The sequence below is a fragment of the Desulfobacter sp. genome, assembly GCA_028768545.1.
In the GTDB taxonomy this organism is placed as follows: Bacteria; Desulfobacterota; Desulfobacteria; order Desulfobacterales; family Desulfobacteraceae; genus Desulfobacter.
Genome location: CP054838.1, coordinates 4,317,709 through 4,339,290, shown reverse-complemented (window position 1 = coordinate 4,339,290; position 21,582 = coordinate 4,317,709). Strand labels below are relative to the sequence as shown.

The following is a 21,582-nucleotide window of genomic DNA, read 5'->3' as shown; positions in this document are numbered from 1 at the left end:
AGAATGAGAGATCCCCTGTTTGACCCCATTCATATTAATGGCTTGGAAATTGAAAACCGGATTTATCTGCCGGCCATGCATCTGGGCATGGCCCAGGAGTTTGAAGTCACGGACCAGATTGTGTCCTTTTATGCCCGAAGGGCCAAAGGAGGTCCTGGCTTGATCTGTGTGGGGTATGCCACAGTGGATGAATTGTCGGGCAATACCCAGAATATCGGTGCCCATGATGATCGATTTATCCCCGGACTTGCCCGGCTGGCAACGGCCATTCAGGAAAACGGCTCATTGGCCGCGGTTCAGCTCAACCATGCAGGACGTTATAATTTCTCATTTTTTCTTGATGGAAAACAGCCGGTGGCCCCCTCTGCCGTTGCCTCCAGAATGACCAAAGAGACCCCCAAGGCCCTTGATTCCCAAGAGATCAAAACAACCATTGCCGCGTTTGGGGCCGCAGCCGCCCGGGTAAAACAGGCCGGATTTGATGCGGTTGAAATTTTAAGCGGCACAGGCTATCTCATCTCTGAGTTTTTATCCCCCTTGACCAACCAGAGAACAGATGAATACGGGGGATCTTTGGAAAACAGGATGCGGTTCGGCCTTGAGGTGGTCGATGCGGTCAGGCAGGCTGTGGGGCCTGACTTCCCCTTGATCGTAAGAATGAACGGCAATGATTTCATGCCCGGCGGCAATGACCGGGCCGATTTGCTTGAATATGCCCGTGCCCTGTCCCAGGGCCCTGTGGATGCACTGTGCATCAATGTGGGCTGGCATGAGGCAAGGGTGCCCCAGATCGTGGCCCAGGTTCCCAGGGGGGCATTCGGGTATTTGGCACGGGATATTCGCCTGGCCGTGGATGTGCCGGTGATTGCCAGCCACAGGATCAATGACCCTGAAACCGCAAGAACCATGCTCAAACAGGGGTATTGCGATATGGTGGCCATGGGCCGCAGTCTGATTGCAGACCCTGATTTGCCCAACAAGGCCAAAACCGGCCGGGAAAATGAGATTGTCCACTGCATTGCCTGTGCCCAGGGATGTTTTGATCATCTTTTTAAACTCAAACATGTGGAATGCCTGTGCAATCCCCTGGCCGGCCATGAGCATGAGGTCCAGGAGAAGACGGCTGCAAAATCCAGGAAGGTGGTTGTGGTGGGAGGCGGTGCCGCCGGCATGACCTGTGCCCTGACTGCCAAGCGAAGGGGGCATGAGGTTACCTTGTACGAGCGGTCCGGCCGTTTGGGAGGACAGCTTCACCTGGCTGCCGCCCCTCCCGGAAGAGAGGAATTTGCCCAGCTTGCCCTTGACCTTGAAAACCAGCTTACGGCTGAAAAAATTTCTGTGGTCATGAATCAGGAAGTGGATGAAGATATCCTAAACGCTTTGAACCCTGATGCTGTGATCCTGGCAACCGGGGCCGGCCCCCTTGTTCCCCCCATTCCCGGAATGGATCTGCCCCATGTGGCAGGTGCCTGGGAGGTGTTGGAAGACAAGGTGAGCACAGGTGATCAAGTGGTCATTGTGGGCGGCGGGGCCGTGGGGGTTGAAACCGCACTTTTTCTGGCTGAAAAAGGGACCATGGATGCCCATACCTTGAAATTTCTCTTTGTAAACAAGGCAGAGTCTCCTGACGCCCTTTTTAAAATGGCCACCCATGGCAGCAAAAAAATCTGTCTTGTTGAGATGACCGACCGTATTGGCAAGGATATCGGTAAATCCACCAAATGGGGGATGCTCCAGGATATGGGCCGGCTGAACGTTGAAACCATGACCGCATCAAAGGTGGTGAAAATTACCCCCCAGGGTCTTGAGGTGGAGCAGGACGGCAAGGTTGTCGAGATGACGGCGGACACCGTGGTGGTGGCGGCAGGATCCGCCTCCTACAATCCCCTTGAATCTATGGTCAAAGAGATGGGCCTTGATTATCGGGTCATTGGGGATGCCCTGGCTGTGGGCATGGCCTTTGATGCCGTCCATGCAGGATATGCTGCCGCCATGGACCTTTAACCGTATTTTTTCCAAGGCTGCAAAATTTATGAAGGTGTAGCTTCAAGGCAGCAGAGTTGGGCTTTAATTTGTGCCGGCCTTGTGCCGGCCTGGATTAAACCTAAGGTTTAGATCGAAAAAAGCATTTACCCGCTCCTCGTACGCCGGGACAGATCTTGCTTTGACAATTTTTTTCAACGGTTTTTTGCTGTTTTCAAAGGAAGGGCCAAGATAACTCCAGACCCCTTTCATCCGTCCGGTCAGGTGGGCGGGCCCTGAAAAAATTTTGCCGTAGGCGGCAAAAAGATCGTCATGAAACGCCCTGAGTCTTGCCAGCCGCTGTGACGGATCTTGGGGGGTGGGGTGAATGTTTTTGATCTCTTCCCCAAGAAAGGGGTTGGACAGAATGCCCCGGCCGATCATGATCCGGTTGATATTTGGGAATTTTTTTTGAACATGGGTGTAGGATGCAAGATCCACAATATCCCCGTTATAGGTGAGTGGATGTTGTGTGCTCTGGCTTGCCCTTTCAAAGGCGTCCAGATCGGATCTGCCGGTATACATCTGCTCCCCGGTCCGGGGGTGGAGGATGATTTCGTCAATGGAATGCCGGTTGAACACCGCTAAAAGTTCATGGATTTCATCTTTGTTTCGTCGGCCAAGACGAATTTTGACGCTCAACGAGGGGGCCATTTCAGGAATGATTTCGGACAGGAGGGCGTCTATTTTTTCAGGATAGAGAAGCAGGCCGGATCCCCGCTGTTTCTTGGCTATTTTTGAGTGGGGACAGCCAAGGTTCCAGTTTACCTGGTTATGGCCCATGGCATTTAGATGGTCGGCCAGAAAGATAAAATCCTTGGCCACATTGCTCAGGATCTGGGGAATAACAAACAGGTTTTTATTCTTTTCAGGGTCCACATCTTTGATTCTTGAGGGTTTCAGCCGTTGTTCGCCCATGGTGGAAATAAAGGGGGCCACGGCAAGATCAATGCCTGAAAAATGATCTGCATACACGGTTCTGAAGGTTAGATCAGTGAACCCTTGCAGGGGCGCCAGAATAAGGGTAATGGTATCTTTTGTCATGGGTTGGCCTGGGTTTTGGGGGTGCCCCGCAAGTTCCGGGGTAAAAAAAATTTTGACAAGCTATGGGTGATCCATTATAAAAATCTATATTTTTGCATCACCTATACATAACATTAATCCGGATTGCAAGGAGAGTTTTAACGGTATGAAAGCGCTTTTTAAAGAGGTCATCCGTATCAACCAGATGCCAGACAATGGGGAAAAACAGGTCAAAGCCGAATCATTCTTTGAAAATCTGAATGCCATGACTCTTCCCGCGCATTTTAACTGGGCCCAAGAGGTTTTTGAAGACATCCATGTGGCCCAGAACCCGGACAAACTTGCCCTGATTTATCATAATATCCATACCTTGGAAACCAGTTCTTTTTCCTATCAGGCGCTTTGTCAAAAGTCCAATCAACTGATTAATTTTTTAAGGGCCAAAGGCGTGGCGCAAAAGTCCAATATGTACATGATGACGCCCCTTTGCCCTGAAATCTGGTTTGCAAGCCTGGCCTGTATCAAGGCGGGTATCGTGTCCGTGCCCACCGCCACCACCATGACCCCAAGAGAGCTTGAGTTCAGGTTCGAAACCTATAAGCCCGATGTTATTATGGCCGATGAGACCTCTGTGGATATTCTTGAAAAAGCCATGGAAGAGACCGGAATCTATCCAAAGGTTAAACTGGTGTTTGGAAAAAAAGAGGGGTGGATTTCCTTTGATGAAATCGAAAATGAATCTGACCAGGCAACGGCTGCTCAGACCGCATCCGATGAGATTCTCTTCTGCTTTTTTACCTCGGGCACCACAGGGCTTCCCAAGCGGGTGGGCCATACAGCTGTTTCTTATCCTGTGGGCCATTTATCAACCAGCGTCATGATCGGGGTAAGATCCGATGATATTCACCATAATCTGAGCGCTCCGGGATGGGCCAAATGGGCCTGGTCTTCGTTTTTTGTTCCCTTTAACGTGGGGGCCACGGTTGCCGGCTTTAGATTTGACACCATGGACGGACAGGCCTATCTCAATGCCCTGGCCAGAAATAAGGTCACCACTTTTTGCGGGCCGCCCACGGCTTGGCGCATGTTTGTGAACATGGATCTTGACACGTTTGACCTTTCCTGCCTTCGCCAGTCCATATCTGCGGGGGAACCTTTGAATCCTGAAGTGATTACCCAGTGGAAAAACCATACGGGTACGGAAATCAGGGATTTTTACGGCCAGACCGAGTCCACAGCCATGATCGGCAATTACCCCTGGATGGCGGGCAAGATGCGGTCAGGATCTTTTGGAAGGCCTTCGTTCATGTATGACGTGGCCTTGGCCGACGATGAGGGAAATGAGATTACCCGGCCCGATCAGGTCGGCCATATCGTGGTCAAGATGGATAATTGGCAGGCCATCGGCCTTTTTTCCGAGTATATTGGAAATCCTGAAAAAATGAGTTCGGTTTTTGTGGATAACTTCTACTACACCGGTGACCGGGCCTCCTTTGATGAGGACGGGTATTGGTGGTTTGTGGGCCGGGCCGATGATGTGATCAAATCCAGTGATTACAGGATCGGTCCCTTTGAGGTGGAAAGCGCCCTGCTGGAGCATCCGGGCGTGGCCGAGGCTGCTGTGGTGGGGGCTCCGGATCCAAATCGCTACCAGCTGGTCAAGGCCTATGTCATCCTCAATCCCGGATGCATCGGCAACAGGGCGCTTGCCCTGGATCTGTTCAAACATACCATGAATATTCTGGCCAAGTTCAAGATTCCCAGGATTATAGAATTTGTTCAGGAGGTACCCAAGACCATTTCAGGCAAGATCCGTCGTATTGAACTCAGAGAAAATGAAGTCAGCCGTATGGATACGGACGGGGAAGATGAAATAAAAGAGTATTTTTACTGGGATTTCCCAGAGCTGAGCTCAAAAAATAAATAGGGGGTTACCCCATTCAATGCCCTTGGGTGATCAGGGGCATTTTTTGTACGATTGATCACGGCACCCGGACCGTGATTCTGTCCAGAGACCCTAAAAAGGCCACGCCCGCGCCTGATTCTGACACTGGTGTTTGGCCCGCATATTTCACGAATCGACTTTGCTTTGGCTGCAAGGCGTCTGGCCTCAGGAAAATGGCATTTCCACTTCCACCTCTCCTGTGCCGGAACGGATGAATTTTGCATCGGGGTATTTTTTCCCAAACACGTAGAGCATTTTTTGATTTTCCGCCAATACCGTTGCAATAAACTGGGTATAGTTATTTTTCTTGGCGATTTTTTCCAGGTCATCGAGTAAAAAGGAGCCAATGCCTTTGCCGTGAAGCTCTTCTTTGACCAGGAAGGCAACCTCAGCCACATCCTCTCCAACTTCAGCATAGGAGCCAATGGCCACAATCTGTTTGCGCCGGCCTTTTTGCACCAGGGCAATGAGGCTCATGTTCCGCCGATAATCCACTTCAGCCCATTGCTGCTGGAGCATTTTTCTGGAAAAGACCTTTCTTTTATTAAAGAACCGGTAATAGATGGAATCTTCCTGAAGGGAATAAAAAAAGTGTCTGGATTCAAATTCGTCCGACGGGAGCAAAGGTCTTACCTCAAGGCTTTTTCCCCCGGGCAGGGTCATGGTGTTTTTGTAGGAGTCCAAAAAAAGAAGGTCCTGGCTGGTGGGCGGCAATTGGTCGGGAAAGATATAATGCCGCTGTTTGGCCTGGGCGATCAGCTCGCTCCTGAATTTGGGATGGGCGATCTGTGCCAGTTCCATGACCCGTTGTGAAATGCTTTTACGTCTTATTTCGGCAATCCCGTATTCTGTGACAATAATATCAATATCCCCCCTTGTGGTGGCCACCCCCGCCCCTTCACTCAAGTGGGGAACAATACGGGAGACCTCCCCGTTCTGTGCTGTGGAGGGGATGATCACAATGGAAAATCCTCCCTTTGACATGGAAGATCCCCGTATAAAATCCACCTGATCCCCAATGCCCGAGTAGAAGAGATAGCCTTTGGAGTCGGTGCAGATCTGTCCGGTAAGATCCACTTCTAAGGCAGAACTGATGGAGATGAAATGATCATTTTTTGCAATCACATTGGGGTCGTTGACAAATTCCGAGGAGCGAAAATAGAACATGGGGTTGTCGTTGACAAATTCATACAGTTCTTTTGATCCCATACACAGGGAGGTGACGGCCCGGTCTTCAAGGTAGTTTTTCTGGCGGTTGGTAATGGCCTTTTGCCGGAACAAAGGCAGAAGACCGTCCGTGATGACCTGGGTGTGAATGCCCAAATCTTTTTTATTGGCCAGATAGGGCATGACTGCGTCGGGCAGATGGCCGAATCCGATCTGGAGTGTGGCCCCGTCATCCACCAGCTGATTCACGTAGTGCCCGATACGTTCGATCACCTTTTGATTTTTTGTCTCGGGCAGGGATTCCAGCAAAGGCTCTTCATATTCCACGAGAAAGTCAATTTCATCAATATGGACCAGAGAATCTCCCCAGGTCCTTGGCATCTGGGGGTTGATCTGTCCAATGACCAGGTCGGCATTTTTCATCCCGGACAGGGTGATATCCACTGAAATGCCCAGAGAACAGAATCCGTGTTTGTCCGGCGGGCAGACCTGGATCAGGGCAATATCAAGGCCGATTTCATTGTCTTTGAAAATTTTGGGAATCTGGGAAAGATATACCGGTATATAGTCAATCTTTCCTTCAAAGGCAAACTGCCGCATGAGCATGGAAATAAAAAAGAGTTTAATGGAGAACCGGGATAGAAAATTTTCATCATTGACATATTCGGAGAGGGTGGCGGACATCATCTGGTAAATGATAATATCTTGGATGGACTGGTTTTCAATCATTGCCCTGATCAACCGCTGGGGCTCACCGCATCCTGTGCCGATAAAAACCCTGGAACCGTTTTGAATTTTTTTGACACTCTCTTCCGGGGTCAGCAGTTTTTCCGGGCATGCCTGTTTTAGATCCATAGTTTATCTCCTGCCGGGTCAATGGGATTGATCTGCAAATTTCTAATTATTAACCATATTTATCTTAAAGTACAGCAGAAACCAAGCTGCCATTCATGGACCTAAATCCCAGGCTTTTTTCCATCACGTTCAGGGCTATCCCGAATATTTCATGAAATTTTAAGTATTTTACCAAAAAGTTATATTATTATAATTGGTTGTGTCGTTTTTTAAGTCGTTTTCCATTATACAAAACATTACCCTTCGGACAAGGCGTTTTACCTCATCTGCTGCGTTACAGTCCGCTCGCAGTAAAGGACTACGGCTTCTCGGTCTGTGCCTTGCAGCTAAGGCAAAAACGCTTTGTGAAATATGCGGGCTTTGGCCCATGACGGGGTCGAAGTTTTTTTTAGTGTTTGAATCCTGATCCGCTCTGGGCTCAGGTCGTTGGCTGATACCCTTGGTGTCATACCCGGGGGATCATGGCTGTTACAATCCCACTTTTCCTGAATACATGGTTACCCCGGGCGGGATTTTATCCAAGGAAAATCCTTTTGGCTTTGTCATCCTCGGATCATCAAAAATGGTTTTGAGCAAGGTTTCCCGGTGATCTGGATGGGAGATACTGGCAATGGCAAGGCCTTTAAATCCCAACGGCAGATCCCTTAGGTCTGCGATTCTGTATTCCGTGACAATCTCCACCCCGTCATAGGCAGATGCCGTAAGGGTAATGCCTGAGGGGCAGGCCGGTACAATTTTTGACTTGCCGCTTCGGGCAAGGCTTTTCATGGCAATCACCGGTGTGCCGTAGTGCCTGTGGCTAAGCGCCCTGACAAAATCAGGCTGGCCGCCCACGCCACCGTAATACCGGGAAGGGTCAATGAAATCCGCCCATACATTCTCGCTTAAATCGACGCCAATGGCCGTGTTTACGGACAGAAAAGGGCTGCATGCCTGGATGGTGCCGGCAGCATTGGTATACATGCACGGCCGCATCTGGACTTGGGAGCGCATGTCCACATAGTCATATAGATTTTGGGTGCCCATGATCAGGCTGGTGGTTGAATATCCCGTGTTGATTTTCTTTTTTTTGTTGGTAATAATGGTTCATCAGAAAATCGCGTACCTGGACTGAGAAACATCACTGGGAAGGCAATAACACAGTAAGGATTTTTATGCTTGAAATGATGGTGTGAACATGATCATGTTCTAATTTTTTTGTGTTATTTGCACAAAATCGGAGAATGAATTAATGTCCACAAGCTTCATATACCATGCCTTTGGCCTTCGTGACTACTTTTATAAAACAACGCGTTTCATCGGTGGAATAATCACTTTTGAACTCATACCAAAACCGGAGGCGGTAAAATGCCCGGAATGTAATTCCAGGTCCGTCACCAGGAAAGGGATTGTGACAAGAGATCTCAGAACAATACCGGTAGGTTCAAAACCCGTGATTCTCAGGACGGCTATCCAGAGAATTTGGTGTTCGTTCTGTCAATTTGTCCGGCAAATCAAACTATCCTTTGCCCAGGAGGGGAAAAGCTATACCCGGGCTTTTGAACGGTATGTCTTGGAGTTGTCTCAGTTCATGACAATCAAAGATATTGCCATCCATTTAAGGATCAGCTGGGATACGATAAAGCAGATCCAGAAAGAAGACCTGCTGAGGCGTTATCGAAATATCCCCCTTGAGAAAGTCCGGCAGATTGCCATAGATGAAATTTCCATAGGGAAAGGGCATAAATACTTGACCATCGTGATGGATCTGGAATCCGGTAGAATTCTGCACGTGGGAGAAGGAAAAGGTGGTGAAGCTTTGAAATCTTTTTGGACAAAAGTGAAAATATCGAAAGCAAAAATCAAAGCCGTCAGCATCGATATGTCCCCGGCATACTTGAGTGCTGTTATTGAAAATCTTTCTGGTTCAGCAATTGTCTTTGACAGATTTCATGTTGTTAAATTGTTCAATGAGAAACTGTCGGATTTCAGGCGAAAGCTCTACAACCTTCTTGCCAATACCGGGCAACAAAAACTTCTGAAGGGAGTCCGGTGGCTTTTGTTAAAAAATCCCGAAAACCTCAGTGATGACAAGAAGGAGGCCCAACGGTTAGAAGAAGCATTGAAAATAAATCAGCCGCTATTGGTAGTCTACTATATGAAAGAGGAACTCAGGCAAATATGGAATTAAAAGAAAAAAGAAACAGCTGAAAAGATAGTCAGCAATTGGATCAATCTGGCCAATATTTCCAAAATTCCAATGTTGATGAAATTTGCCAAGACCTTGGCTGTGCAAAGGCAAAGAATCCTTTCATACTATGATTACAGGATATCTACAGGTCCTTTAGAAGGGACAAATAACAAGATAAAAACCATGAAACGGAAAGCTTATGGATACAGGGATTCGGAGTTTTTCAGGTTGAAACTTTTGGACCTTCACAATAAAAGGTACGCATTAATCGGATGAACCCTTTTTTTTGAAGGAGCATCAGGCCGTCCCCGTAAAGTTCAGTCTGAACCCCAAGATCTTTATATCCCGAGGTGGCAATGACACCTACCACAGCATCCGGGATTTTTCCGATCCCCACCTGGAGGGTGGTGCCGTCTTTAAGAAAATGTTCGGTAATGAGCTGGCCGATCCTTTTGTCTGCATTGGGCAGGTGCTCAAAATCAGGCGCCTCAAAGGTGTAGACCGGTTTTATACCCTCTTCAATGATATAATCGATGTCTTCTTGGGAGATCACGCTCTGGCCCTGGGTAAAGGGCATGGATGGATCCAGCTCCGCAATGACAAGGGTGGCTGTTTCAAGGGCGGCATGGATGGCATCCACGGAAAGGCCTAAACTGTATTCCCCTGTGGCGGTATTCTGCCGAACCTTCATGATGACCATATCGATTTCATAGCCGCAGCCTTTGCCCATAAGCCGGTCCATATTGACCAGGGTGCAGGGCAGGTAATAGGCACGACCCTGGTCTACAGCCTCCCTGACCTCACCGCCGGAAAATATGGAATAGGCCTTGACCCGGTCCTGGAGCCCCTCTTCCACATAGGGGACAGGGCCGTGGAGAAGGATATGGATCATTTTCATGAAGGGCAGCTGCCCGGTATTGTTTTTTATGGCATGGGTGAGACCCTGGATACTGGCGGTTGGGGTGGCGGCATTGGAGCCGATATAACAATTTATGGTCTCCTTATCTCCCAGGTGACGGGCAACAATATCGCCAATCTCTTTGAGTTTGATGGGTATGGGACGTTTTGTCATAAATTTCACCTCGTTCTTCCGGGGTTGCCTGTTTGATTCATGATATTTTAAGACAACAGTCTCTTAAAAAAGAGAATGCCATAATATAAAAGGAAAGCCGATCTGGATCAAGGCACAAGTAAAAACAAAATATGGATGACTCATAGATTTGGATGAATTTTAGTACCCCCAGGATAGGATGGGGCCCGGTTCTGGAAACAAACTCAGAGCCAACCAGGGATTACAGGTCTTTGGCCGGTGGTGCTGGCCGAATGCTCGCATCCGGTCAAAGTTTGCCTCTGAAGACAAAATGATGTTAAGGTAGGCGCCAAACCGTGCTGGAATGAAAATCGCCTTGATCTTTCAGGTGAAATGACAAATAACAGGTGGTTAAACCGAATTGGAACTTAACATTTGAATCGGATTTGAGGTTCATCAGAAAATCGCGTACCTGGACTGAGAAACATCACTGGGAAGGCAATAACACAGTAAGGATTTTTATGCTTGAAATGATGGTGTGAACATGATCATGTTCTAATTTTTTTGTGTTATTCGCACAAAATCGGAGAATGAATTAATGTCCACAAGCTTCATATACCATGCCTTTGGCCTTCGTGACTACTTTTATAAAACAACACGTTTCATCGGTGGAATAATCACTTTTGAACTCATACCAAAACCGGAGGCGGTAAAATGCCCGGAATGTAATTCCAGGTCCGTCACCAGGAAAGGGATTGTGACAAGAGATCTCAGAACAATACCGGTAGGTTCAAAACCCGTGATTCTCAGGACGGCTATCCAGAGAATTTGGTGTTCGTTCTGTCAATTTGTCCGGCAAATCAAACTATCCTTTGCCCAGGAGGGGAAAAGCTATACCCGGGCTTTTGAACGGTATGTCTTGGAGTTGTCTCAGTTCATGACAATCAAAGATATTGCCATCCATTTAAGGATCAGCTGGGATACGATAAAGCAGATCCAGAAAGAAGACCTGCTGAGGCGTTATCGAAATATCCCCCTTGAGAAAGTCCGGCAGATTGCCATAGATGAAATTTCCATAGGGAAAGGGCATAAATACTTGACCATCGTGATGGATCTGGAATCCGGTAGAATTCTGCACGTGGGAGAAGGAAAAGGTGGTGAAGCTTTGAAATCTTTTTGGACAAAAGTGAAAATATCGAAAGCAAAAATCAAAGCCGTCAGCATCGATATGTCCCCGGCATACTTGAGTGCTGTTATTGAAAATCTTTCTGGTTCAGCAATTGTCTTTGACAGATTTCATGTTGTTAAATTGTTCAATGAGAAACTGTCGGATTTCAGGCGAAAGCTCTACAACCTTCTTGCCAATACCGGGCAACAAAAACTTCTGAAGGGAGTCCGGTGGCTTTTGTTAAAAAATCCCGAAAACCTCAGTGATGACAAGAAGGAGGCCCAACGGTTAGAAGAAGCATTGAAAATAAATCAGCCGCTATTGGTAGTCTACTACATGAAAGAGGAACTCAGGCAAATATGGAATCAAAAGAAAAAAGAAACAGCTGAAAAGATAGTCAGCAATTGGATCAATCTGGCCAATATTTCCAAAATTCCAATGTTGATGAAATTTGCCAAGACCTTGGCTGTGCACAGGCAAAGAATCCTTTCATACTATGATTACAGGATATCTACAGGTCCTTTAGAAGGGACAAATAACAAGATAAAAACCATGAAACGGAAAGCTTATGGATACAGGGATTCGGAGTTTTTCAGGTTGAAACTTTTGGACCTTCACAATAAAAGGTACGCATTAATCGGATGAACCGGATTTGATATATGGAGCGTGCTGTGAAAAACCTAATTAAATTATTTGCAATCCTGGTCATGGTGGTGGGATTTTCCGGCTGTTTCGGGGCCGGAGCAGAAAAGGGGGCGCTTTTGCCCATAAAATTCGGGGTGCTAAATTTATTTCCCGAACATCCCTATTATATCAAACAAAAGACCCTTGCGGTCAATCAAAAAGCCTTGGTGGTTGAAGATCTTGAACTCAAAGACCAGTTTACCGATATTGTGGTTGACTACCTTCTGGCAAAGGGGTACGCCGTTGAGGTTGTTGAGGATGCATCAGCCCTCAAGGCCGGTGAGGTGGACATGCTTTTGGAAATTGTGCCCAGGCAGGTACGTCAAACCCAGGGCATGTTTGGCTATGGATTTTCAGACAGAAAAATTCTTTTGGGACTGATCAGCCAGTTGCCCCGCTCCTATGTGTCCATGCATTTGTCATTGAGCCGGAAAAATAGCCGGCGGATACTTCATACCAGGCGTGAAGAGCGGTTTTCCCAGCTGGAAATTAATTTTATGCCTGAAACCTGGGATGAATTGTCAAAGGATGACAAGGAGAGCCTTGAAGCCAATTTGAGAAGCAATATGGCCAAGATACTCTATCTTCAGTTAAACCAGTTTAAAATTTAAAGGAAACATATGTCTGACAAAGAAAAAATTAATCTGGGACAGGAGAGGCCCAAGCTGATTGTGATGCCGTTTCAGCCGGTATCAGGCCAGGATATGAATGGGGTCGGCCTTGGTGTCCATTTTTTGCTTGGCAATTTGTTTTGCCTTCACCAGGGCCTTTTGGAGTGCTGGTTTGGCTGGCGGGTCAAAAAAATATTTCCCGGGTCCAAGGACTTGACAGACTATTGCCATGGCAATGGTCCGTTCAAAGATATTCGGGAATTGGGAAAAAGACAAAAGGTTAGGTTTTGGATGGAGGGAACCTATCTTTGTTCGAAACACACGGTGTTCATTGAGGTCCGCTTACACGATACCCGTGATAATATCTGTCTTGGATCAGAATTTAGCCTGGCTTTTGATGACGGGTTTTCAGAGTTTCGCCATGCCTTGTTTGACTGGCTTGACCATTGCGGAGTGGGATTTAAAGGACGCAGGATCGCCCTTTGGCCCGAGCATATCAGCGTGGCGGGGCTGGATTCTCTGGGTTCGGCCCTGAATGCCTTATATCTGAACTATGTGGGAGATCAGGACAGGCCCATTGATTTGACCTTTTTTGACAAGGCCCGTGCCCTTTGTCCCGAATCTTACCTGGTCCAGGACCTTGCCGGATGGGGTCTGTATAAAAACGGTTGCCATGACCAGGCCGAAGAAGCCTTTTTAAACGCTTTGGCATTGAATCCGGACGGGCTCGGGGCCTTGTCCGGAATGATGTGGTGCGCTGTGGAGGGAAAAGACCGGGCCAAGGCCCTGGAGTTTGCCTGTAAAAAGGGTAAATGCCGGGGGGATGACCCTGAAAAGGCAAAACAATTTGTGGATAAAAAATTTGCCTGACAAGGGGGGGGTGATTGTTTTTATTTTGTGCTCTGGTCTATCCAGTTCAGATAGGCCGTTAACCCCTTTTTAATGGGCACTTGTACGATTTGTGGCACCTCGTATTCGTGTTGTTCTCTGATAAAGGTTTCAAGTTCCGGGTAAAGTGTTGACCTGGTTTTAATGATCAGTCTGTACTCAGCATCTTTGTGGATTTTATTTTTCCAGGTATACAGACTTGTGACAGGATGGATCTGAACACAGGCGGCCAGTTTTTTTTCTATTACTGCCTGGGCCAGGCCGTCTGCACGGGGTTGGGTTGAACAGGTGACCAGCACCATGATATGGGTCATCATCCCTCCTTGGTGGGCTTTGTTTTTTTACCCCGCCTTAAAGGTTTTGGGGGTAAAATTCAAAGTTGCAAAATAATCTTCTATGGTTTCTTCTCGCCGGATCAGTTCAACACTCAAGTCCTGTTTGAGCATCAATTCCTTGGGTCTTAAGTGTCCGTTATAATTAAAGCCCATGGCATGGCCGTGGGCCCCTGTATCATGGATAACCAAGATGTCGCCCTCGCAGGTTTGGGGCAGGTCCCGCTGAACTGCAAATTTATCGTTATTTTCGCACAAGGCCCCCACAACATCCACTGTTTTAACCCGGGGGGCATTTTCTTTTCCATTGATGTGAATATGGTGATAGGCATCGTACATCCCCGGCCGCATCAGGGCGGACATGGAGGCGTCCACCCCCACATAGTCTCTGTAAATGTTTTTGTGGTTGATGACCGAGGTCACCAGGGCACCGTGGGGGCCTGTGATAAACCGGCCGCTTTCCATATAGAGTTTGGGCACCCAGTTGTTTTTGAGTTCAAAGGCCTTAAAAGAGCGGATAATGCCTTGGGACATAGACTGGATATCAAATTTCGGGGTATCCGGTGTATAGGGAATGCCCAGGTCGCCGCCGATATTGATAAATTCAAATTGGATCTTTGATCTGTCATGAATTGTTTGAATCAGGTCCAAAAGCATATCTGCCGTATCAACCATATACTGAAAGTTGAGTTCATTGGAGGCCAGCATGGTGTGAATTCCGAATCTTTTAACACCGGCTTGGCAGGCGTTTTAATAGGCATTGAAAATTTGGTCATGGCTGACCCCGTATTTGGATTCCACAGGATTGCCAATAATGGTGTTGCCGTTTCGTTTGGCACCCGGGTTGTACCTGAAGCATAGCATTTCCGGAATTTGAGGAAGCTTTGAAAGCAAAGATATGTCGTCCAGATTGATAATGCACCCGTCCTGGTCCAGGGCTGTTTTAAACTGATCCAGACTGGTATTTTTGGAGGTGAACATGATGTCGTTGCTTTTGCTGCCGACTTGACGGGCCAGGGAGATTTCAGGAATTGAGGAGCAGTCAAACCCAAAACCCCGGGATTTGAGAATGTCCATGACATGGGGATTGGGCAGGGCTTTGACGGCAAAAAATTCTTTAAACCCTTTAATGGGGGCAAATGCACGATTGAGTTGGTTACAGGTTTCGATCATACCGGTTTCATCGTAAATATGAAACGGGGTGCCAAAGGTTTTGACAATTTCTTCAAGTATGGGTGCCAGTCTGGTTTTAAAATCAATTGACATGGGCATGGTGTAAGATTCCTTATACGATTGGCAGCAGATCTGTTAAATCTGGTCTGGCAGTTTTATTTTAGCGCTCTCTTTAAAGGTGGAAAGGGCAATTGACGTTTTCGTGGCACAAATGGCCTCAATGGATGCGATTTGTTGTTGAATAACAGACTCAAGTTCCTTGTTCCCAGAGGTTTTGACCTTGGCCATGAGGGTGTCTCCTCCGGCCAGGTAATGAACTTCCTGGACCTGTTCTGTTGCGGTTAATTGTTCTCCGGTTGGCTGAATCAGTGCCGGCGAGTGGACCTTGATGTGAATAAAGGCGGTCATGTCGCAGTCAAACATTTCAGGGTTCAGCCTGACTTCGTAGCCTTGGATGATCCCGCGGGCTTCTAATTTTTTAATCCGTTCAAGGACAGCCGAAGGCGCCATACCGATGTTTCTGGACACTTCCACAGAAGCTGAACAGGCCAGGATCAATGCGGAAAATTTGGCCGATTCCCAATACCAGTACAAGGTCAGGTTTGAAGAAAACCTCACCCAGAGGATCCAGACCATGCTCGAACGGATCGTGGGCAAGGACAAGGCCATTGTCAGGGTTACCTCTGAAATGGATTTTTCTGAAAATAAGATGAACGAAGAAATTTATGATCCCTTTGAACGGGGCGGAGAGTTTATCCGCAGCCGTAAGAACAAAGCGGAAAAAATTGTCCAGATTACCGATGACATCGGTATTCCTTCCAGCGTGAATCTCATCACCGAAGACGAGCAGGCCGGGGAGCAGACCAACGAACGGGTTAACAAGAAAGATGATACGGTCAACTATGAAATCAGCCGGCGGAGCCGGCAGACCCAGAAACCCATGTCGACCCTGACACGGTTGTCAGTGGCTGCCGTGATTGACGGCAGTTACGAATTTCAGACCGATGAGACCGGAGAGACCAAACGGGTATATGTGCCCAGGCCTGCCCAGGAAATGCAGCAGTTTCAGAACATTGTGATCAAGGCCATGGGATACAGTGAGGACCGGAACGACCAGGTTTCCATGGAATGTTTTCCCTTTGCTTCCATTGGAGAGCTTGAAGGGGCTGAACCTGAAATTACCGGATGGAAAATGGTCCAGAAGGAATACGGCCGCCTCATTGCAAACCTCTTGCTGGTATTGGTGCTCTTCTTGTTTATTATCCGGCCCATCATCAAGACGGTCCGGGATATCAAGGTCACGGTCGAGCAGGAAGCCCTGCCGTCACCCGAAGAGCTTGCGCTTCTTGAAGAAGGGGACAAAGAGCCTGAGTTTGTTGACATGGATGCCAGCCAGCAGCGTGAATTCTTAGAAATGATGACCGAAGAGCAGAAAGAGGAATTCATCAAGAAGATGTCCGCCAGTGAGCGGGCAGCCTATCTGGCAAACATGTCTCCCAATGAAAAGGCCCGATATTATGCCAATAAAGACCTGTTTAAGACCATCAATATTATCAAGGGCTGGGTCAGTGAAACTGAAGAGGAAGCAGAGGAGTAAATCATGGTAGATGTATTGGATCCTAAAAATTTGACCGGGTGCCAGAAAGCCGCAATCTTCCTTATGACATTGGGAGAGGATTACGCCACCTCTGTGTTTGAAAAAATGAATGAACAGGAAATTTCTGAAATTGCCTTTGAAATGTCAAAAATAGACCATATTACTCCGGAAATGCTCAGAGCGGTTTCCCTGGATTTTGTGGAAAAATTTGAGGGTGATGCCAAAATGATCGTGGAAGGGGATGCCTTTATTAAAAGTGTGGTATCCAAGCCCCTTAAAGAAAAAGATGCCAAAGCGATTCTGGAGGACCTGGAAAAGAAAAAACAGGACAAACCCTTTATCTGGAGCCGGAATATCAATGTCGGTACCCTGGCAGGTTATGTGGAGGGAGATCACCCCCAGACCATTGCCATGATTCTGGCCCACATGCCGGCGGAAATTTCTTCAGAGATCATTATGAGCCTGCCTGACGAGCAAAAAGGGGATATTGCCCTGAGAATTGCACGCCTGGGGCAGATTTCCGAGGATGTGGTCCGGGATGTGGACAAAGCCTTGAAATACGAACTTTCAGGCGCTGTCGGCCCGGGCGGCAAAGCCGGGGGCCTGGAAGTGCTGGTGGATATTATCAACGGTGTGGATAAATCCACTGAAGACTCGGTCATGGAATATGTTGAAGAGGATGATGCGGAAATGGCCAATGAAATCCGGAACCTCATGTTTGTCTTTGAGGATCTGACCGGCATTGGTGATACCGCCATGAGAGAAATTCTCAAGAAGGTTGAAGGACAGCAGCTCACCTATGCATTGAAGACGGCCACAGAAGAGATGAAGGAAAAGATTTTTTCCAATCTTTCACAGCGGGCTGGTGAAATGCTCAAGGATGATTTGGAAGCCATGGGGCCTGTTCGTTTGGCAGAAGTTGAAGAGTCTCAGCAGGCAGTGGTCAGAGCGGCCAAAGAGCTTGAGGCTGACGGCACCATAACGCTTGGGAAAGGAAAGGATGATGTCCTTGTCTGATATTGATAAGCCCAATCCTGATGATCCTCAGGACACTGAAGACTTTAAACCCATTGATCTGGGGTCTCTTGAGAGTTTTGAGCAGGAGCTTTCCCAGAAGACAGAGGATCAGGAACCTGATTTTAACCGGTTTAAAATGTTGTTTGACCCTTCTGAACTGGAAGAGGAGGATGTCTTTTTTGAGGCCCTTTATTCCTTTAGCAAAGAGATCACCCAAGAGGATGTTTTTGAACCTTTGATCGAGGGAACCGGTGGAGAGCAGGATCTGCCTGAATCCAAAGGGCTCGAAGAACAGGATACCCCTGCTGAAGAGGAGGTGCCCCAGGCCTCTGCTGAAGAGCTGGGATTTGAGCAGGGGTTTGCCAAGGGCCTGATTCAGGGCCGGGCCTCAGGCGAGGCCGAAGGTAAAAAAGAGGGGTATGAAAAAGGATTTGCCAAAGGGGAGGCTGAAGGTGTCCAAAAAGGTGAGGCTGACGGGTTTGCCCGGGGGGAAGCCCAGGGGATTGAAGCAGGAGAAGCGATAGGAAGACAAAAGGCTCAAGCCGAGGTCGCAGGCCAGATGGCTGAAATTTTGGATCCTTTTAAAAAGTCACTTGAAACGGCGGATCAATTGCTGGATAAGCTGTTGAAGCGGTATGAGGGGCAGATTGTTGAGCTGGTTTATAAGATTGCCCAAAAAGCGGTGCTGGCCAAACTCGAACTGGATGAACAGGTGGTTAAGCATACGATTATGGATGCCTTAAAATCCCTTGTGGCACCTGAACAGATTTCTTTGAGCGTTTCAACGGATGATTATGAATATGTTCAGATGGTTAAAGACGAATTTTTTGAATCTGTGCGAACCTTAAAACATGTATCGGTTTCATCGGATTCCATGATTCCCAGAGGCGGCTGCCGTATAGAGAGCGCTGCTGCCACCATATCCACAGATCCTGAATCCAAGCTTAAGGCCTTATATGACGCCATTGTAGAGGCGGGCCGTTCATGAAAAAAGATCGTTTGGACAGCCTTGATTTCACCCCGTATCTAAGGGCGGTGGACGGTGCCAGAACGGTGATGCCCGAAGGCCGGGTTTCCCAGGTCATCGGCCTGATTGCAGAAGGGGACAGTTTAGGTCTTGGTGTCGGGGGGATCTGCAGCATTATCAATGACCTGGGGTTGGCAGTCAAGGCGGAGGTGGTTGGGTTTAAAGGGGAAAAGGCCTTGTTCATGCCCTTTGGCGCTATCCGGGGAATCAGTCTGGGAAGCCGGATTATTCCGGTGGCATCTTCGCCCATGGTCGGCGTCTCCGATGAGATGCTCGGCCGGGTGGTGGACGGGATGGGGGACCCCATTGACGGAAAAGGACCCATTGGTTCAACCTGTTCCTATTATCTTTACGGTAAACCCCTAGGACCTTTGGAACGAAAATCCATTAAAGAACCCTTGGATGTGGGCATTGGCGCCATTAATTCAATGATTACCCTGGGCCGGGGCTAGTGGGTGGCCATCATGGCCGGGTCTGGTGTGGGAAAAAGTGTGCTCATGGGGATGATGACCAAACATACCAATGCGGATGTGGTGGTTATCGGGTTGATCGGCGAACGTGGCCGGGAGGTTAAGGATTTTGTGGAAGATATCCTGGGAAAAGAGGGGCTTAAACGGGCCGTTGTCGTGGCCGCGACTTCAGATTCTCCTCCCCTGACAAGGATGCGCGGCGCTTATCTTGCCACCACCATTGCCGAATATTTCAGGGACCAGGGAAAAAATGTTCTGCTCATGGTGGATTCCATTACCCGGTTTGCCATGTCAGTAAGGGATGTGGGTCTGGCCGCCGGAGAACCGCCCACCACAAGGGGGTATACCCCTTCTTTTTTTGTGCAGATCCCTGTTCTGCTTGAACGGGCAGGCGCACTTGAATCCGGGGGATCCATCACTGGAATCTATACGGTATTGGTTGAGGGCGATGATTTGAATGACCCTGTGGGAGACACGGTCCGCTCCATTGTGGACGGACATATTGTATTGTCCAGAGATCTTGCCAACCAGGGCCATTACCCGGCCATTGACGTCATGGCCAGTGTATCAAGGGTGATGCGGGATGTGAGTGAATCCGATCATATGGCGGTGAGGGAAAAGGCGATAAACATCATGGCTGCCTATAAAAATGTGGAAGATATGATCACCATCGGTGCCTATGTGGACGGGTCTGATCCAAATGTGGATCAGGCAAAGCGGCTGATGCCGAGGATTAATCAGTTTTTGAGGCAGAACATAGAGGTCAGAATGGATCATCCCGCCAGTGTGGCAGGACTTAAATCTGCAGTAGAGATCACGGGTAGATAATTAGGGGCCCATGAAACGCTTTGAATTTAAACTTGAATCCCTGCTCAAATATAAACGCCATCTTGAACAAATGGCCCGCCAGGAAATGGCCAAGGCCGTGTCCCAGATGAATGAATGCACACACCAGATTCAGACCTTGAAAGAAAATCGTGAAACCTCTGCTTTAAGGCTGGATCATCTTGTGGAAAAAGGGGTGAATTCCAGAGAGTTTAATCTCCACCACGGGTTTTTGTCCGTGCTGGACCGGATGATCATAGAAGAGCAGGACCGGAAAATTAGACTGGAAAAGATGATGGAAGAAAAACGATCCCTGTTGAAAAAAAGAACCATTGACAAAAAAGCCATGGAGCGGTTAAGGGAAAGACGGGCCGATGAATACACCCGCGAGATAATCCGTCAGGAACAAAAGGAACTGGATGAAATCGCATCATTGAAAAAGGCCAGGGAGATTATAAATGTACAGATTTAGATATATTATTTTTTGTCTTGGACTTGTTTTTCTCATTACCGGGGTTCAGGTTGTGGATTTATCCCATGTTCAATTGTCCATGGCCTTTGCTGCAGACGATGATAAAAAACAAGCGCCCCCGGAAGAAGGGGAGGCAACCGCTGAGCCCTGTCCTGAATGTCCTGAATGCCCTGAATGCCCTGATCCGGCCAAGGTTGTTTTAAGGGGGCTTGAAGAGAAAAAACAGGCCATTGCCTCGGCCAAAGAGAGCCTTGACCAGGAGAAAAAAGAGCTTGCAACCTATGAGGCCCAGATTGATGAGAAACTGGCGGCTCTCACTGCCCTTAAAAAACAGATCAACAATGATTTGGCAAACCTGGAAGAAAAAAAGACCCGGCTATAGTTGGAAAAAGATGCAGCCTTTGAGGCTAAAATGGCCCGTCTGGTAAAAATGTACGCAGGCATGAAACCCAAGGCTGCTGCTCTGATTGTCGATAAAATGGAACTTGAAGTGGCCCAGGAAATATTTTTAAGGATGCGGGAAGCATCTGCATCACAGATCCTTTCATTTGTAGATTCAGCAAAAGCTGCTAAAATAAGTGAAAGACTTGCCTTTAAGAAAAAATAGTCCCCTTTTTGCCCATAGGATGCCCATGCAAAGATCATATGAATGGCTTTTTTCTTGGATTTATCCTGCCGACACCTCAACCCTTTACCCTCTATTGAAATCATTTGTCCTTAAACCATTCAGCCGTTGATTTAATCCAGCCAATAAAGCGGGTTTGAAATATATTGGGGATCATTTTTCCAAAGATCCAGCCAAAGGTATCCTATTCCATATTTATAGCGGTTCTCATAAATACATTCCGTTTGAACTATACGGAAGGGTATAATTTTATGGGTGCTTTTGAACCAGATCGGAAAATTAATTTGAGCCCCCCATAAACATCCATATCTTCTTTGGTTTTTCGAAAGTTTTAATCGCCGTGCTGTTTCTGCCAACGACTGGGAAGGTCGTTATCATCATGCCGATTCAAAATTAGGCCGACTCAAAATCTATTGGCCTGAGCCCTGGGTAATATTTTCCCTGAAAGGTCCAGACACGGGGAAATATATTCCAAATCCGG

15 protein-coding genes and 4 pseudogenes are annotated in these 21,582 nt (G+C 47.8%); 12 read left to right on the top strand and 7 right to left on the bottom strand.

The window, feature by feature from the left end:
* Positions 1–3: 3 nt before the first annotated feature.
* On the top strand, positions 4–2,004 hold the full coding sequence (locus tag HUN05_21060; protein ID WDP87303.1) for an FAD-dependent oxidoreductase: 2,001 nt from the start codon (positions 4–6) through the stop codon (positions 2,002–2,004).
* A gap of 63 nt (positions 2,005–2,067) precedes the next feature.
* Here the strand turns inward: HUN05_21060 and HUN05_21055 are convergent, their stop codons facing one another.
* The gene (locus HUN05_21055; GenBank protein WDP87302.1) at positions 2,068–3,066 is read right to left on the bottom strand and encodes a tRNA-dihydrouridine synthase family protein; all 999 of its coding nucleotides are present in this window, start codon (positions 3,064–3,066) and stop codon (positions 2,068–2,070) included.
* A gap of 145 nt (positions 3,067–3,211) precedes the next feature.
* Here HUN05_21055 and HUN05_21050 point away from each other — a divergent pair, with 145 nt between their 5' ends.
* Positions 3,212–4,972 carry an AMP-binding protein gene (locus HUN05_21050; GenBank protein ID WDP87301.1) on the top strand — a complete coding sequence of 587 codons (1,761 nt, stop codon included), beginning with the start codon at positions 3,212–3,214 and terminating at the stop codon, positions 4,970–4,972.
* Positions 4,973–5,155: 183 nt separating this feature from the next.
* On the opposite strand, the gene HUN05_21045 is transcribed toward HUN05_21050, so the two are convergent.
* Both HUN05_21045 and HUN05_21040 read right to left on the bottom strand, forming a co-directional pair.
* Entirely contained in the window at positions 5,156–7,012 is a 1,857-nt protein-coding gene (locus HUN05_21045; GenBank protein WDP87300.1) for a GNAT family N-acetyltransferase, read from the bottom strand.
* Between the two features lie 468 nt (positions 7,013–7,480).
* On the bottom strand, positions 7,481–8,038 hold the full coding sequence (locus tag HUN05_21040) for a hypothetical protein (protein WDP87299.1): 558 nt from the start codon (positions 8,036–8,038) through the stop codon (positions 7,481–7,483).
* 205 nt (positions 8,039–8,243) lie between these two features.
* Here HUN05_21040 and HUN05_21035 point away from each other — a divergent pair.
* Positions 8,244–9,458, top strand: a pseudogene (locus tag HUN05_21035) (ISL3 family transposase).
* On the opposite strand, the gene HUN05_21030 reads toward HUN05_21035, so the two are convergent.
* Complete coding sequence (locus HUN05_21030) at positions 9,406–10,254, bottom strand: hypothetical protein (protein ID WDP87298.1); 849 nt, start codon at positions 10,252–10,254, stop codon at positions 9,406–9,408. The pseudogene HUN05_21035 and the gene HUN05_21030 overlap by 53 nt on opposite strands.
* Before the next feature lie 556 nt (positions 10,255–10,810).
* Here HUN05_21030 and HUN05_21025 point away from each other — a divergent pair.
* From HUN05_21025 to HUN05_21015, 3 genes are read left to right on the top strand one after another with little or no spacing between them, the layout of a single operon-like run.
* Positions 10,811–12,025, top strand: coding sequence for an ISL3 family transposase (locus tag HUN05_21025; protein WDP87297.1), 1,215 nt, complete (start codon positions 10,811–10,813; stop codon positions 12,023–12,025).
* Positions 12,026–12,051: 26 nt separating this feature from the next.
* On the top strand, positions 12,052–12,675 hold the full coding sequence (locus tag HUN05_21020; protein ID WDP87296.1) for a hypothetical protein: 624 nt from the start codon (positions 12,052–12,054) through the stop codon (positions 12,673–12,675).
* 9 nt (positions 12,676–12,684) lie between these two features.
* Positions 12,685–13,545 (top strand): tetratricopeptide repeat protein, encoded by an 861-nt coding sequence (locus HUN05_21015; GenBank protein ID WDP87295.1) that lies wholly within the window; start codon positions 12,685–12,687, stop codon positions 13,543–13,545.
* Between the two features lie 20 nt (positions 13,546–13,565).
* Here the strand turns inward: HUN05_21015 and HUN05_21010 are convergent, their stop codons facing one another.
* The 3 genes and pseudogenes from HUN05_21010 to HUN05_21000 form a co-directional block, all read right to left on the bottom strand.
* The gene (locus tag HUN05_21010) at positions 13,566–13,877 is read right to left on the bottom strand and encodes a divalent-cation tolerance protein CutA (protein WDP88173.1); all 312 of its coding nucleotides are present in this window, start codon (positions 13,875–13,877) and stop codon (positions 13,566–13,568) included.
* Between the two features lie 27 nt (positions 13,878–13,904).
* Positions 13,905–15,167: pseudogene (locus HUN05_21005) on the bottom strand (diaminopimelate decarboxylase).
* 36 nt (positions 15,168–15,203) lie between these two features.
* The gene (locus HUN05_21000; protein WDP87294.1) at positions 15,204–15,704 is read right to left on the bottom strand and encodes an Lrp/AsnC family transcriptional regulator; all 501 of its coding nucleotides are present in this window, start codon (positions 15,702–15,704) and stop codon (positions 15,204–15,206) included.
* On the opposite strand from HUN05_21000, the gene HUN05_20995 reads away from it, so the two are divergent.
* From HUN05_20995 to HUN05_20970, 6 genes and pseudogenes are all read left to right on the top strand, one after another.
* Positions 15,589–16,665, top strand: a complete 1,077-nt coding sequence (locus tag HUN05_20995; GenBank protein ID WDP88172.1) for a hypothetical protein — start codon at positions 15,589–15,591, stop codon at positions 16,663–16,665. The genes HUN05_21000 and HUN05_20995 overlap by 116 nt on opposite strands.
* A gap of 3 nt (positions 16,666–16,668) precedes the next feature.
* Positions 16,669–17,682: a flagellar motor switch protein FliG gene (gene fliG, locus HUN05_20990; GenBank protein WDP87293.1), complete on the top strand. Its 1,014-nt coding sequence runs from the start codon at positions 16,669–16,671 to the stop codon at positions 17,680–17,682.
* Positions 17,669–18,670 (top strand): flagellar biosynthesis/type III secretory pathway protein, encoded by a 1,002-nt coding sequence (locus HUN05_20985; protein WDP88171.1) that lies wholly within the window; start codon positions 17,669–17,671, stop codon positions 18,668–18,670. The genes fliG and HUN05_20985 overlap by 14 nt, the downstream gene beginning before the upstream one ends.
* Positions 18,667–20,007 (top strand): annotated as a pseudogene (locus HUN05_20980) (FliI/YscN family ATPase). Before HUN05_20985 ends, HUN05_20980 begins: the two are co-directional and overlap by 4 nt.
* A 10-nt stretch (positions 20,008–20,017) precedes the next feature.
* Positions 20,018–20,476 (top strand): flagellar export protein FliJ, encoded by a 459-nt coding sequence (gene fliJ, locus HUN05_20975; GenBank protein ID WDP87292.1) that lies wholly within the window; start codon positions 20,018–20,020, stop codon positions 20,474–20,476.
* Between the two features lie 157 nt (positions 20,477–20,633).
* Positions 20,634–21,083: pseudogene (locus tag HUN05_20970) on the top strand (hypothetical protein).
* Positions 21,084–21,582 lie beyond the last annotated feature (499 nt).

Coding starts and splice junctions, on each gene's coding strand:
- fliG (WDP87293.1), top strand. CDS start 16,669: ATGGTAGATGTATTGGATCCTAAAAATTTGACCGGGTGCCAGAAAGCC.
- fliJ (WDP87292.1), top strand. CDS start 20,018: ATGAAACGCTTTGAATTTAAACTTGAATCCCTGCTCAAATATAAACGC.
- HUN05_21055 (WDP87302.1), bottom strand. CDS start 3,066: ATGACAAAAGATACCATTACCCTTATTCTGGCGCCCCTGCAAGGGTTC.
- HUN05_21040 (WDP87299.1), bottom strand. CDS start 8,038: ATGGGCACCCAAAATCTATATGACTATGTGGACATGCGCTCCCAAGTC.
- HUN05_21010 (WDP88173.1), bottom strand. CDS start 13,877: ATGACCCATATCATGGTGCTGGTCACCTGTTCAACCCAACCCCGTGCA.
- HUN05_21030 (WDP87298.1), bottom strand. CDS start 10,254: ATGACAAAACGTCCCATACCCATCAAACTCAAAGAGATTGGCGATATT.
- HUN05_21045 (WDP87300.1), bottom strand. CDS start 7,012: ATGGATCTAAAACAGGCATGCCCGGAAAAACTGCTGACCCCGGAAGAG.
- HUN05_20985 (WDP88171.1), top strand. CDS start 17,669: ATGTCCTTGTCTGATATTGATAAGCCCAATCCTGATGATCCTCAGGAC.
- HUN05_21000 (WDP87294.1), bottom strand. CDS start 15,704: ATGGTCTGGATCCTCTGGGTGAGGTTTTCTTCAAACCTGACCTTGTAC.
- HUN05_21050 (WDP87301.1), top strand. CDS start 3,212: ATGAAAGCGCTTTTTAAAGAGGTCATCCGTATCAACCAGATGCCAGAC.
- HUN05_21025 (WDP87297.1), top strand. CDS start 10,811: ATGTCCACAAGCTTCATATACCATGCCTTTGGCCTTCGTGACTACTTT.
- HUN05_21060 (WDP87303.1), top strand. CDS start 4: ATGAGAGATCCCCTGTTTGACCCCATTCATATTAATGGCTTGGAAATT.
- HUN05_21015 (WDP87295.1), top strand. CDS start 12,685: ATGTCTGACAAAGAAAAAATTAATCTGGGACAGGAGAGGCCCAAGCTG.